Here is a 13,433-nt window from a genome sequence, read left to right as displayed (position 1 = left end):
GTTTTACAGGATATAAAGAATTATTAATAACTTTATATTTGGCAATTAAACGCCGAATACACAGGATGCCGACGAAAGGAAATCAGTTTAGATCAAATACTTTTAAAGAGGAGAACCAACCGCGCAAACCGGGCGCAAAAGCCGACAGAGAGCGGCCGGCCAGGCAAACTGCCGAGCGCCTGCCCATATTTGACCTGCGCGACGGCCGGGCGGTAAAAATAGCAGGGCTGGTATTTCTGGTATTATCCATCTTTTTTCTTATCGCTTTTACATCGTACCTGTTCACCTGGTCGCAAGATCAGAGCTACGTTTCAAAAACAAACGGCGGCTGGAGCAACTTATTCAAAACCACCAAAGAACTGCTTGAAAACGGCGTTAACAACCCTATGGTTGATAACTGGCTGGGCAAGTTTGGCGCGCTGCTTTCAAACCAGTTCATATACGAGTGGTTTGGCATAGCGTCTTTTCTTTTTGTATTTGTGTTTTTTATAATCGGCTACCGCCTGTTGTTTAAAATAAAATTATTTTCGGTTAGCAAAATGCTGGCTTATACGTTTTTCAGCATCATTTTCATATCGGTTACGCTGGGTTTCTTCCATGCCTTTGTTGCAGCCGATGCGCCCCACTATTTAGAGGGTAACTTCGGCTTCTGGACAAACCGTTTATTAACCGCGCAGATAGGCCAGTCGGGCACGGGTTTCATCCTGCTGTTTTTGATATTAACCGTACTTATCATCGCGTATAATATTGATTTTAAACTGCCGCAGCGGAAAGAAAAGCTTGCACCGGCGGCTGTGGATGAGGTATCGCCCGAGCCGGTAGAACTTATTGACGAAGAAATTTCGTTGCCGGTAGAGTGGCCGCGTAACGGCAACCGCGTTAAAGATATGCTGGCCAACCAGCCTGTAGTGACTACCGAGCCCCTTAAACAGGAGCCTTTACAGCAAAACCCCGTGTTTCATGAGCCGGTGGTTTTGCGGCCGGATACCGGCAGCCACGAGCCCGAGGAGGAAACAGAGATACCCCTTACCATTGACAAGGAACGCCCTACCCCTATCCTGAACATCGAAAAAAGCGACGATGATAAAGCTAAAAGCCTGGTTGAACAGTTTGGCACTTATGATCACAAGCTGGAACTGGCCAGTTATAAATATCCCGGTATAGATCTGTTAGAAAATTACGGCGCAGCAAAAATCGCGGTAAATGCCGAAGAACTGGAAGCCAACAAAAACAAAATTGTTGAAACCCTTAACCATTACAATATCGAGATAGATAAGATAAAGGCAACCATAGGGCCAACCGTTACCCTTTACGAAATTATCCCCGCGCCCGGTGTGCGTATCTCAAAAATTAAAAATCTTGAGGATGATATCGCCCTGAGTTTAGCCGCTTTGGGTATCCGTATTATAGCCCCTATGCCGGGCAAGGGCACTATCGGCATCGAGGTACCAAACCAAAACCCCGAAATGGTTTCCATGCGGTCGATCCTGGCCACCGAAAAATGGCAGAACAATGCCATGGACCTGCCAATCGCCCTCGGTAAGACCATATCAAACGAGGTTTTTATTGCCGACCTGGCCAAAATGCCCCACTTATTGGTTGCGGGCGCCACCGGCCAGGGTAAATCGGTTGGTATTAATGCCATACTGGTTTCCCTGCTGTATAAAAAGCACCCTGCCGAACTTAAATTTGTACTGGTTGACCCTAAAAAGGTAGAGCTTACGCTTTTCCGCAAGATAGAAAGGCACTTTTTGGCCAAGCTGCCCGACGAGGCCGACGCTATTATTACCGATACCAAAAAAGTGGTGAACACGCTTAATTCGCTTTGTATAGAGATGGACCAGCGTTACGACCTGCTGAAAGACGCGCAGGTGCGTAACCTGAAAGAATATAACACAAAATTCATCAACCGCAAAATAAGCGACCCTGAGAAACACCGCTACCTGCCCTTTATTGTACTGGTAATTGATGAATTTGCCGACCTGATGATGACCGCCGGTAAAGAGGTAGAGCAGCCCATTGCGCGTATTGCGCAGCTTGCCCGTGCGGTAGGTATTCACCTGGTTATTGCTACCCAAAGACCTTCGGTTAACGTTATTACAGGTACTATTAAGGCTAACTTCCCGGCACGTTTGGCCTTCAGGGTGTTATCGAAGATAGATTCGCGCACGATATTGGATGCCGGTGGCGCCGACCAGCTGATCGGTAGGGGTGATATGCTGTTATCAACCGGCAGCGACCTGATACGCCTGCAATGTGCCTTTGTAGATACGCCTGAAGTGGAGCGCATATCCGATTACATTGGCAACCAGCGCGGCTACCCGTCGGCCATGTTCCTGCCCGAGTATATTGGCGAGGGTGAAGCAGGCAGCAGCCCCAAAGATTTTGACCCGGACGACCGCGACCCGATGTTTGAGGATGCTGCAAGGCTTATTGTGCTGCACCAGCAAGGTTCAACATCGCTTATACAGCGTAAAATGAAACTGGGCTACAACCGTGCAGGCCGCATCATCGACCAATTGGAAGCTGCCGGCATTGTGGGTCCGTTTGAGGGCAGCAAAGCCAGGGATGTGCTTTATCCCGACGAGTACAGCCTGGAGCGGGCGCTTGAAGAGCTGCAAAAACCCCGCGATTAAACTAATTTAGTTTACAACACTCTAAAGTTTAAACATCGTCATTGCGAGGAACGAAGCAATCTCGTAACTATGCTTATTCGCCTTGCGCATTGGCAACTTTTCTATCGGGAGATTGCTTCGTTCCTCGCAATGACGTGTTGGCATTAAATTCGCTACTAACTATCAAACTAAAACAAGCATGAAAAAATTATTTATCTACATAGTATTATCTACCCTAACCGTTGCAAGCGCCTTTGCCCAAAAAGATAACGATGCAAAGTTGATACTAAACAGGCTGAGCAAACAATACCGCACATACGATGCCGTTAAAACCGATTTTACCTTAACCATTGACAACGAGCAGGCAAATGTAAAACAAACGCAAACAGGCACGCTTGTATCGCGCTCAAAGGTAAACAAGTATAAGGTTACCGTTTATGCTCCCGGCAAAAAAACAGTTGCCCAGGAGATCATAAGCGATGGAAAAAATCAATGGACTTTTTTAAAGGATGCCAACGAGGTGCAGTTAAACGTTGCCGATAACAGCGATGAAGGTTTTAACCCGGCAAAGATATTTACCATATACGAGAAAGGGTATAAATACATTTACACCGGCCAGCAAAAAATAGCGGGCAGAATATACCAGGTGGTTGACCTGACACCCGAAGATGGCCAGAAAAATTATTTTAAGGTTAGGCTATTGATAGATAAGGTAAAAAATCAGCTTTACAGCGCCCAGATATTTGATAAGAACGGCAGTAAGTACACTTATACGCTGCGCACCTTTACACCTAATTACAAAGTTACTGATGCCACGTTCGCCTTTAACAAAAAGGCATACCCCGGTGTAGAGGTGGTTGACCTGAGATAACCGCTGCTTTTTGTAAAACCTGCTGCTGTCTTTTATGTTGCTATCTTCGTAATAACGTTATGAAGGCAGATGAAATAGAGCGGTTAATAAAGATAAGCAAGGAGCGGCCGCTGATGCCCGAAACTTATGTGCCCTGGCAGGAAGACCCGCTGCAGGATGATCTGTACCTGCCGGAAGCGCTTACCTCATTACATGGCCTGCCCGTTTACGATACCCTTACCCCTCAGCAGAAAAAAGACCTTGGGCGCCACGAGATTGTGCAGGTACTATACTCCTATGGCTGGGGCGAAGCGCTGTTTTGCGTATTTATGTCGAGGTATGCATTGCAGTTGCCTACTAATAGCCCCGAGCACCGTTTTTTAATAAGGGAAATAATTGAAGAATACCGGCACCAGGAAATGTTTGCCCAAGCAATTACGCGGTTAAAGGGCGCCCCGCTTTTGCAAACAGCCGCACACAGTTTTGCGGGAAGGGTGAGTACCAAATACCTTCCTGCCGATTACTTGTTTATGGGCAGCTTATCTGTTGAATTGATAACCGATGTTTATGGCAACCATACGCGGCGTGCCCCCGAAATTTACAACGTGATCCGCAAGGTATTTGAGCTGCATAATATTGAAGAGGGACGGCATATCCATTTCACAAAAGGCCTGCTGGAGCGCTACACTGCCAAAGCAGGTTACATCAAAAAAACGCTTTACAGCTTTGTGATATTGATGAATATTTATTTTGTACGTACCATGTATATACGTAAGGAAATTTATGAGCGCATTGGCCTGGCTAACCCGGGTGCAGTATTTAAACAAGCGCAAAAAAATTACCGCGCAAAATTTACCCAAAACTGCCTGGGCCAGATCATCGAATTTGTAGATAGCTGGGGCGGTTTCAACAACGCTACCCGCTGGGCATGGCGGTGGTTATTACAAGCAAAAGTGTAAAATAAAAGGCCGGTATACATCCCGGCCTTTTATTTTAAAGTACTGTCATTGCAGATGATCTTACACCCTAATATAAACGTTTTTCTTTTCCAGCAGCTTACCAACGCACCAGCATATCATCATATAGCTGATGGCAAAAAGCAGCGAGCCGATAGGGCCGGGCGCTATCTTTTGGTAAAACGCATCGTTTATCCATCCTACCAGGTTTTTATCGCCTATTTTGATCATCCAGAAAGCAATGATCAATACCTCCGAAAGGATATAAATAGCCAGCGGGTTTTTCCCCACGGTTGTAAAAAAAGAAGTCCACTTAAATTTATTCCAGGCGCGCACCTCAACCGCGTATATCAGTGCCGATATCATGATCATGTCTATACCTGTAGTGAGCAGGGTAAAAGGGCTTGTCCATAGTTTCTTACCTATTGGGAAACTCATGTTCCAGGTAAGCGCGATGAATATAAATACCGCGCCCGTTAAGGATAGCCGAGCAATGGTTTCGTAACCTTTGCCCTTTTCCTGTATAAACTTGCCCGCGTAGTAACCCACTATAACATTTACAATGGCCGGCAAAGTGCTCAGGATGCCCTCGGGGTCAAAGGCTAGGCCTTCGCCATGGTAAAGGTGGCTATCGCCGAGTAAATATTTATCAAGATAGGTGCCCGCGTTGGTAAGCATAGCATAAGGGGCGTTAGGATCGCCATAAGCGAGCAATAATAGCTGGTAGCCCACCAATAGCAGCACACTTATTATAATAACAGTTGTTTTATTCCTAACAAAGTAGATGATCAGCGAGGCAAAAATATAGCAAAGCCCGATGCGTTGCAGCACACCCATAACCCGGGTGCCGCTAAAAGGCCTGAATGTCCAGCCGTTAGCGCCATGGTCGACAAACGGGAACCAGTACATCAAATACCCGATCAGAAAAATGAGCAGCCCGCGCTTTAATACCCGGTATAAAACGGTACCGGTGCTAAGTCCGTCAAACTTTTTCATCGTGAAACTCATGGCATTGCCCACCGCGAACAAAAATGATGGAAACACCAGGTCGGTTGGGGTAAAGCCAAACCAGGCGGCATGTTCAAGCGGTGCAAAAGGTGCGGCGCCGCTGCCCGGGGTGTTTACAATGATCATAAAAACAATCGTCATTCCGCGAAACACATCCAGCGAAAGGAACCGTTCGGACTTTGAATTCATAATTTGTGAATTGGTTAAATTATTCAGGGAATTTTTGGTGTACCAATATAGTAATTAAATAAGCCCAAATACAAAACATAATACATCTTTATAAATTTATTTAATAAGTGGCTTTTATTACTATTTACAACAATTTACTGCTGTAATGCTAAATGTTACTATTTTTGAAAAGATGCTCACCATTACTAACCACACCCTCGAAAAACTGGAAATGCTGTTAAAAACGGCGGGGTACCGGGTTAGGTACGAGAAAGGTAATTTTAAAACCGGCGCCTGCCTGCTGCAAAGCAGCCGTGTTGTAGTGGTAAACAAATTTGCCAACCTGGAAAGTAAAATAGCATCGGTAGCTGAACTGGCACGCACGCTGGAGATAGACCATAACTTATTAGATGATAAACAGGTGGCCTTTTTGCACCAGTTAAAACAAACCACCCTGCAGCTGTGACCATTACTTTTTTAGGAACCGGAACCTCGCAGGGCGTACCTGTTATAGCCTGCCAGTGCGAGGTATGCACATCTGCCGACGCGCACGACAAGCGCCTGCGCACTTCTGTTTTGGTTGAAGGCGACGGAAAGGTGATAGTTATCGATTCGGGGCCGGATTTCAGGTACCAGATGCTGCGGCAAAAGGTAATGCATCTTGACGCTATTGTTTTTACCCACGAACATAAGGACCATGTTGCCGGTATGGACGATATCCGTGCGTTTAACTACAAGCAGCAGAGCCCTGTAGATATTTATGCCGACGAGCGGGTACAACAGGCCCTGCGCCGCGAATTCCCGTATATTTTTGATGAGAAGGGCTACCCGGGCATCCCACAGATAAACTTGCATACAATAGGCTTGCAGCCATTTGATGTTGGCGCGGTGCGCTTTACCCCTATCGAGGTGATGCACTACAAACTGCCGGTAAAGGGTTTCCGGATAAAGGACTTTACCTATATAACCGATGCCAAAACAATAACCGGCAGCGAGGTGGCTAAAATACGGGGATCGAAAATATTGGTAATAAATGCTTTACAAAAAGAGGACCATATTTCGCATTTCACCTTAGAAGAGGCTATAGCTTTCGCCCAGGAGATCAATGCCGAAAAAACCTATTTCACCCATATCAGCCACCGTTTGGGCAGGCATGCCGCTATCAGTAAAGAACTCCCGCCGGGTATTGAGTTAGCTTATGACGGGATGCAGTTACAGATATAGCCCCTGGTTTTATTTAATAGGAATATTTTTTTCATTTAAAGTAAAATGCTACCTTGGGGGCTATTTACGCTATGAAAAATCTTGTTTATATAAGCACCGCTGTAAAGTTGATGGAAGACGAGCAGCTGGTGAATCTGCTCAACAGCGCCCGGAATATGAATTTAAAGCACCAGGTAACAGGGGTTTTGCTTTACAGCGAAGGCACATTTATACAGGTACTTGAAGGGAAAAGCAGCGATGTAGATCATATCCTGTCAAAAATAGAAGCGGACTCCAGGCATAAAAATTTAATTACCTTAGTAGACGAACCTATTACCGAACGAAATTTTCCGGAATGGTCTATGGGGTTTTATACGCCTAAAGCTGATAATATCACCCACCTGGCCGGTTACCTGAAGTCGACCAATAAAATTGAGGGTAAGCGCGATGGGGGCGCTGCTGTTACAATGCTTAAAACATTTATAGAAAGTAATAAGCTTAGTATGAGTTATTGATCCAGCTCAAGATAGCTTACTTCGTTAATTGTGGCGATATAGGCATTTTTATAGCCCTTTTTTCTTAGATCTACCCGACCGCGAATGGTCATTTTACGGTTATTTATCTTTTTATACTCGCCGTCTTCGGTTTCAAACAGGCCGGTATTTTTACCTTTCAGGTATAAGGGGCAATCCTGCGTAAAATTTACCCAAAACGAGTGTCGGCTGCCGTGATCTGTAAAGGTACTGTCGTTAACGAGGGCTGATATATGCTTCCCTTCAACGTACCTGCCGGATACCTCCACATATTTCCCGTCGTATTGTTTAATGCTGTCTGCAAGGTTGTGAAAACTTAACTTTTTAAACGTGATATCTGTGGCACAATCGCTGGTATATATTTTTTGCTTATGTGTATTGCAGGCCAGCAGCATTAGTGCTGTAAATAGTACCCAATATACCCTGCCCTGTGCCATGCATAAATATAAGTGTTAAAACACATTAGCAGGCAATTACAACAGTAATTTTACTTATTAAGCATTCGCAGCCTTTCGCGGATATAAACGCCTGCCGGGGTTAGCTGCCCTGCCGTCCAGTTGCCTGTTGAGGGCGCGTGTGGTTGCAGTATCGCCGTGGTTTCACGTTTATCGGTTATGTTCCAGTTTACCCAGCTCAGCCGGTTCTTTTCTACCCAATCCATCCACTTTTTATTCATGGCCATATCAAACCTGCCATTCCCGTCAGATTCGCCCACGCCCCACTCAGTAACAACTAGCGGCAGGCCCATTGCAATAGCCTTATCGGCCTTGGCGCGCAGCCTATCCTGGTGGTTGGGGTCGCTCGCATAAAAATGAAAAGAGTAAGCAATGTTTTTAAATCCTGTTATCGGATTGGCGGCGGCTACATCCACATCCTGGTCCCACTTTGGGCTGCCCACCACAATCAGGTTATCGGGGTCGTATTTACGTATCTCGGCAACTACCTGCAAAGCGTAATCTTTTACCGTATCCCAGCTTATGCGTGCCGGTTCGTTCCATATTTCGTAGATCACATTGGGCACACCTTTATACTTTTGCGCCATTTCTGCAAAAAAGGCCTTTGACTGCGGGATGTGAAGGTGCCCGTTATGGTCGTGCCAGTCTATCAGTACATACACTCCTTGCCTGATGGCTTCGTCTACCACATCTGTTATCAATTGCTTTTGAGCCGCGGGCTGCTGCAGGTAACCGCTATCGGGCTGCACCCCCATTGATGCGCGTATAATGGTCGCTTTAAAATCAGATGTAAGCCAGTCTATCACCGCGGGGTTATAATACTTTTTGCCGGCCCATAAACTCCACGATAGGCTGATACCCCTTAGCTGCGGTGGAACGCCGTTCTTATTAACTATTTGGTTCCCTTTTACAGTTAAAGCGCCGTTCAAATCAACAGGGGTTTGCGCTACAGCACCGGCGCTTACAAAAAGGGCGGCCAGTAATAATAAAGCTTTCATCTTCATGCCCAACAAATTAAATATTTAGATAAACCTATCAATGCTTTTGCAAAAAAACAGTTAGACTATGTTAAAAATAGATGAATTGCAGGCACCCTCTTTGCGCAGCAGAGAGGGTCGGCCAGCGCAGCGAAGCCGGGGTGAGTCCGGCTACCCGGTGGGTATCCATCTGCAACATTAACGTTAACATAGCCATATCTTAACCTTATTTGCCTATTTTTGACCATCAATAGCTACATGAAGAAATATAGTTTTTTGCTGCTTGCGCTGCTCGTCATCGGCTCAAAAGTTTTTTGTCAGGATACCACTCAACATGTGATCCCAAACCGCAAAAACACCACCAGGCAACAAAAGAAACCCTATGTAATATTGATCTCGGCTGATGGTTTCAGGTACGATTTTGCCAAACGCTACCACGCCAATAACTTGTTACGCTTGGCGGGCGAAGGGGTAAGCGCCACCTCTATGATCCCATCTTACCCCTCGGTAACTTTTCCAAACCATTATGCCATTGTTAGTGGCCTGTACCCTTCCCACTCGGGTTTGGTTAACAATGCTTTTTACGACCGCGAACGTAAGGAGAGATACTCCATGAGCAAAAAGGATAAGGTTGCCGATGGCAGCTGGTACGGCGGCGCGCCGCTTTGGGTGCTTGCCGAGCAGCAGAAAATGTTGTCGGCCAGCTTTTACTGGGTGGCTTCGGAGGCCGTAATAAAAGGCATCCAACCTACCTACTACTATGTATATAACGAAAAGATAGACATCAATAACCGCATAAAAGCTGTAGTGAACTGGCTGAAACTTCCACCCGCCAGCAGGCCGCATTTTATTACCTTTTACTTTCCGCAGGTTGATCATGCAGCGCATCACAACGGGCCCGAATCGCCCGAGACGGAAAAGGAAGTAATATTTATAGATTCGGCAGTGAACGAGCTGCAAAAAGCCGTTAAAACCACCGGGCTTGACGTAAATTTTGTATTTGTATCAGACCACGGAATGACCAGGGTTGATAACCAAAACCCCATCGGCATCCCGGCAGCTATTGATACTTCAAAGTTTGTAATATCCGGGGATGGTATCCTGGTTGAGCTTTATGCCAAAAACAATAAGGACATTCATGGCACTTACAACGCGCTAAAGCGTGAGGCTAAGGATTACGAAGTGTACTTAAAAACAAATATACCAGCGCATTTACATTACGGCGCCGCCGATGACTGGCATAACCGTATAGGCGATATTTTGCTTATCCCCCATGTGCCCAAGGTATTTAACCTTTGGAACAGTAAAAAAATTAACCCCGGCTGGCATGGGTACGACCCTGCGGCTGTTAAAGACATGCACGCAAGCTTTTATGCCTGGGGGCCCGCGTTTAAAAAGCGCCTGATCATACCAGCATTTAAAAATGTTTCGGTATTTAATTTAATAAGCAATATATTAGGCATCAAACACACCGATAAAATTGATGGCACAGACGATCTGGCCAACAAGGTACTGGTCAGAAAAAAACATAAAAAAACCAAATGAAATTAATTTTCAGGATAGCCTTACTGCTTATTTTACCTGTATCGCTTTTTGCGCAGGATGCTGCCACGGTTAAACGGCAGGCGGACGTGGTTGCCAAAGCTTTGCTTAACAGCGACTTTAAAACTGTTATTGCAAACACTTACCCCAAAGCAGTTACATTGGGCGGCGGGAAAGAGCAAATGCTAAAAATAATGTCGGCAGGCATTAACCAGATGAAATCGCAGGGTTTTTCGTTCGAGAAAATAACCATCGGCTCGCCGGGCAAATTTTACAAAGCCGGCACCGAGATACATTGCCTGATACCCGAGCACCTTATCATGAAAACTTCAAGAGGGCGGATGGTAGCCACCAGCAATTTATTGGCAATAAGTAACGATGGAGGCAAAAACTGGAGCTTTTTGGACATGAACCAGCGTACCATCAATTCGGTTAAACAGCTGTTCCCAAACTTTAATAATAACCTTATTATCCCACAGCCTTCGCAGCCGGTGATGCTGTAATGGTTTAATGCTGATGTCCTTTTTTAATAAGCTATACTGCATTTTGCTGTTTATTATCCCGTTTGCTGGTGTTGCGCAGGATACGGCATTGCTTAAAAGGCAGGCCGACAGGCTGGCCAAGGCTACCTTCAAAGGCGATTACAAAACGGTTATCGATCTTACCTATCCAAAACTGGTTGAACTATCCGGCGGCCGCGAAACCATGCAAAAGTTGATGATTGAGCGGATAGACGGATTAAAAAAACAAGGTGTTATGCAGTTTAACGGCTCGGTAGGCTCACCGGGACCGTTTTACAATGCTGGCACCCAGATACATTGCCTGCTGCCCGAAACCATTACGCTACAAATGTTTAACGGCCATTACGTTACGCAGTCGTACCTGTTAGCTATCAGCGATGATAAAGGCAAAAGCTGGACATTTATAGATGTGGGGAATATGCCCGGCGAGGTTTTACATAAACTACTGCCCGATTATAACGACGAGTTAGTGATACCATCGTCGGGTAAACCGATGTTCTTTGCAGATTAGCTTTAAAACCAGCTAATTATTTTGTTAATTGTACTGTTAAACGGTACTAAACAATGCAACGAAGAAACTTTTTACGATCAGGCGCCCTGGCGGGCATCGGCCTGGCCACCATAGGCGCTGCATCATGCAGTCAGCCTGCTGATAAGGCACAAGCTCCGGCAGAAAATAATGCTTTTAACGATGATTTTGAGCTGAACGAAGCCGCCATCGCCGATCTGCAAAAAAAGATGGCCGACGGCACGCACACCTCGCGCAGTATTACTGAACTGTACCTAAAAAGAATAGATGCTATAGATAAGGCGGGGCCGAAGATCAATTCGGTGATAGAGCTGAACAAAAGCGCGCAGGACATGGCTGATAATATGGACAGGGAACGCAAGGCTGGTAAACTGCGCGGCCCGCTGCATGGCATCCCGGTGCTGATAAAAGACAACATCGATACCGGCGATAATATGCATACCACGGCCGGCTCGCTGGCTTTAAGCGATAATTTTGCCAAACAGGATGCCTTTATTGTACATAAGCTGCGCGAAGCAGGCGCCGTGCTGTTAGGAAAGACCAACCTGAGCGAGTGGGCGAATTTCCGCTCGTCACGCTCAACCAGCGGCTGGAGCAGCCGTGGCCTGCAAACCAAAAATCCTTACGTACTGGATAGGAACCCGAGTGGCTCAAGCGCCGGTTCGGGCGCGGCAACCGCGGCCAACCTTTGTGCAATAGCCATCGGTACAGAAACTGATGGATCTATCGTTTCGCCATCGTCCGTAAACGGGCTGGTAGGCATTAAGCCAACCGTAGGCTTATGGAGCCGCAGCGGCATCATACCGATATCAAAAACGCAGGATACTGCCGGCCCCATGGCCCGTACCGTAAAGGATGCGGCTATATTACTGGGCGCGCTTACCGGCATTGATACGGCCGATGACGCCACTATTAAAAGCAAACCCGAAAAAGATTACAGCAGATACCTTGATATTAATGGCTTAAAAGGCAAGCGGCTTGGGCTGGTAAAAATTGAAAAGCTGCCTGCATCTACAAACAGGCTGCTTCAGGAGGCAATTGCCACGCTGAAAAAACAAGGCGCAGAAATTATAGAGGTTGACCTGGATACCCGTTTAAAACCCATTGAAGGGTCGGAATTTACGGTATTGCTTTATGAGTTTAAAGATGGCCTTAACAAGTATTTAAGCAAAGCCGGTTCAAAGGTTGAGACTTTGGCTGATGTTATCGATTTCAACAAGAAGAATGAGGATAAAGCCATGCCATTTTTTAAGCAGGAAACGGCCGAATATGCCCAAACAAAAGGCGACCTGAACAGCAAAGAATACCTTGACGCGGTGGGCAAAACCACTAAATACAGCAGGCAGGGTATTGACGGCTTGCTTCAGGAAAACAAACTGGATGCACTGATAGCACCTACCAATGGCTTTGCCGTATGCATCGACCTGATCAATGGCGATTATGATAACGGATTCTCATTTTCGGGCCCGGCTGCTATGGCGGGCTACCCGCATATTACGGTACCAATGGGTGCCTGGCACGACCTGCCCATGGGCTTGTCGTTTGTAGGTACCGCCTGGAGCGAAGGGAAATTAATAAGCCTTGCGCATGCTTATGAGCAGGCGTCAAAGAAGCGTACACCGCCAAAGTTTAAACCGGACCTGTTTGTATAATTATCGTAGTTTTTTAAAGGGTTAATTTGTACTGAGTTACCCATGTTGGCCAACCGGTGTACCATTGACTACTGTAAACACTGTGAAAAGGTGTGAAATGTGAGAATCGGTGCTCATTAGGTATCAGTCATACAGTTCTTCGTTAGACAGTTGTTGTGCTGCAGTGATTGTCAGTGGATGTTACTTTCTTTTCTCTCAAAAGAAAGTAACCAAAGAAAAGTCGCGGCTGCGTCCTGCTCTGTGAAAGTTAGTGCTTTATCAATTGCTGTACTACCCGAACAGGCCAATGCCGCATTTTTGGGTGATGTTAGGGCAGTACTTTTTCCTGGCGGCTCACTTTTCTATCGAAGATTGCCACGCTACGCTCGCAATGACGTTAGGGGAGCGAGTGTATTCCCGTCAGCAAAACAGCTTCGGACGAAAG

The 13,433-nt window shown here is 46.2% G+C and carries 13 protein-coding genes; 10 read left to right on the top strand and 3 right to left on the bottom strand.

The window, feature by feature from the left end:
* Positions 1–65: 65 nt before the first annotated feature.
* From GWR56_RS12045 to GWR56_RS12035, 3 genes are all read left to right on the top strand, one after another.
* The gene (locus GWR56_RS12045) at positions 66–2,636 is read left to right on the top strand and encodes a DNA translocase FtsK (protein WP_162431484.1); all 2,571 of its coding nucleotides are present in this window, start codon (positions 66–68) and stop codon (positions 2,634–2,636) included.
* A gap of 178 nt (positions 2,637–2,814) precedes the next feature.
* The gene (locus GWR56_RS12040; RefSeq protein ID WP_162431483.1) at positions 2,815–3,486 is read left to right on the top strand and encodes an outer membrane lipoprotein carrier protein LolA; all 672 of its coding nucleotides are present in this window, start codon (positions 2,815–2,817) and stop codon (positions 3,484–3,486) included.
* Between the two features lie 59 nt (positions 3,487–3,545).
* Positions 3,546–4,424, top strand: a complete 879-nt coding sequence (locus GWR56_RS12035) for a diiron oxygenase (protein ID WP_162431482.1) — start codon at positions 3,546–3,548, stop codon at positions 4,422–4,424.
* A 60-nt stretch (positions 4,425–4,484) separates the two neighbouring features.
* On the opposite strand, the gene GWR56_RS12030 is transcribed toward GWR56_RS12035, so the two are convergent.
* Positions 4,485–5,618, bottom strand: coding sequence for an acyltransferase family protein (locus GWR56_RS12030; RefSeq protein ID WP_162431481.1), 1,134 nt, complete (start codon positions 5,616–5,618; stop codon positions 4,485–4,487).
* Positions 5,619–5,763: 145 nt separating this feature from the next.
* Between GWR56_RS12030 and GWR56_RS12025 the strand changes: the two genes are divergently transcribed.
* The 3 genes from GWR56_RS12025 to GWR56_RS12015 all read left to right on the top strand — a co-directional run bounded on the left by GWR56_RS12025 (position 5,764) and on the right by GWR56_RS12015 (position 7,315).
* Complete coding sequence (locus GWR56_RS12025; protein WP_238395225.1) at positions 5,764–6,063, top strand: hypothetical protein; 300 nt, start codon at positions 5,764–5,766, stop codon at positions 6,061–6,063.
* Positions 6,060–6,821 (top strand): MBL fold metallo-hydrolase, encoded by a 762-nt coding sequence (locus GWR56_RS12020; protein WP_162431480.1) that lies wholly within the window; start codon positions 6,060–6,062, stop codon positions 6,819–6,821. Before GWR56_RS12025 ends, GWR56_RS12020 begins: the two co-directional genes overlap by 4 nt.
* A gap of 71 nt (positions 6,822–6,892) precedes the next feature.
* Complete coding sequence (locus GWR56_RS12015) at positions 6,893–7,315, top strand: BLUF domain-containing protein (protein WP_162431479.1); 423 nt, start codon at positions 6,893–6,895, stop codon at positions 7,313–7,315.
* Here the strand turns inward: GWR56_RS12015 and GWR56_RS12010 are convergent.
* Together GWR56_RS12010 and GWR56_RS12005 are read right to left on the bottom strand one after the other, a co-directional pair.
* The gene (locus tag GWR56_RS12010) at positions 7,309–7,770 is read right to left on the bottom strand and encodes a hypothetical protein (RefSeq protein WP_162431478.1); all 462 of its coding nucleotides are present in this window, start codon (positions 7,768–7,770) and stop codon (positions 7,309–7,311) included. The two genes, GWR56_RS12015 and GWR56_RS12010, sit on opposite strands and share 7 nt — an antisense overlap.
* A gap of 50 nt (positions 7,771–7,820) precedes the next feature.
* A complete protein-coding gene (locus GWR56_RS12005) occupies positions 7,821–8,792 on the bottom strand; it encodes a glycoside hydrolase family 5 protein (RefSeq protein ID WP_162431477.1) in 972 nt (323 codons plus the stop codon).
* 231 nt (positions 8,793–9,023) lie between these two features.
* On the opposite strand from GWR56_RS12005, the gene GWR56_RS12000 reads away from it, so the two are divergent.
* Genes GWR56_RS12000 through GWR56_RS11985 form a run of 4 tightly spaced genes read left to right on the top strand, consistent with a single transcriptional unit; the run spans position 9,024 to position 13,009 of the window.
* Positions 9,024–10,310, top strand: a complete 1,287-nt coding sequence (locus tag GWR56_RS12000) for an ectonucleotide pyrophosphatase/phosphodiesterase (protein WP_162431476.1) — start codon at positions 9,024–9,026, stop codon at positions 10,308–10,310.
* The gene (locus tag GWR56_RS11995) at positions 10,307–10,810 is read left to right on the top strand and encodes a hypothetical protein (RefSeq protein ID WP_162431475.1); all 504 of its coding nucleotides are present in this window, start codon (positions 10,307–10,309) and stop codon (positions 10,808–10,810) included. The genes GWR56_RS12000 and GWR56_RS11995 overlap by 4 nt, the downstream gene beginning before the upstream one ends.
* 13 nt (positions 10,811–10,823) lie before the next feature.
* Positions 10,824–11,339 carry a hypothetical protein gene (locus GWR56_RS11990; RefSeq protein WP_162431474.1) on the top strand — a complete coding sequence of 172 codons (516 nt, stop codon included), beginning with the start codon at positions 10,824–10,826 and terminating at the stop codon, positions 11,337–11,339.
* Between the two features lie 53 nt (positions 11,340–11,392).
* Positions 11,393–13,009, top strand: a complete 1,617-nt coding sequence (locus GWR56_RS11985; RefSeq protein WP_162431473.1) for an amidase — start codon at positions 11,393–11,395, stop codon at positions 13,007–13,009.
* The last annotated feature ends 424 nt before the right edge of the window (positions 13,010–13,433 follow it).

It is taken from the genome of Mucilaginibacter sp. 14171R-50 (assembly GCF_010093045.1).
Taxonomy (GTDB): Bacteria; Bacteroidota; Bacteroidia; order Sphingobacteriales; family Sphingobacteriaceae; genus Mucilaginibacter.
Note: the sequence above shows the minus strand (reverse complement) of the source record. Positions and strands in the feature narration are given on the sequence as shown.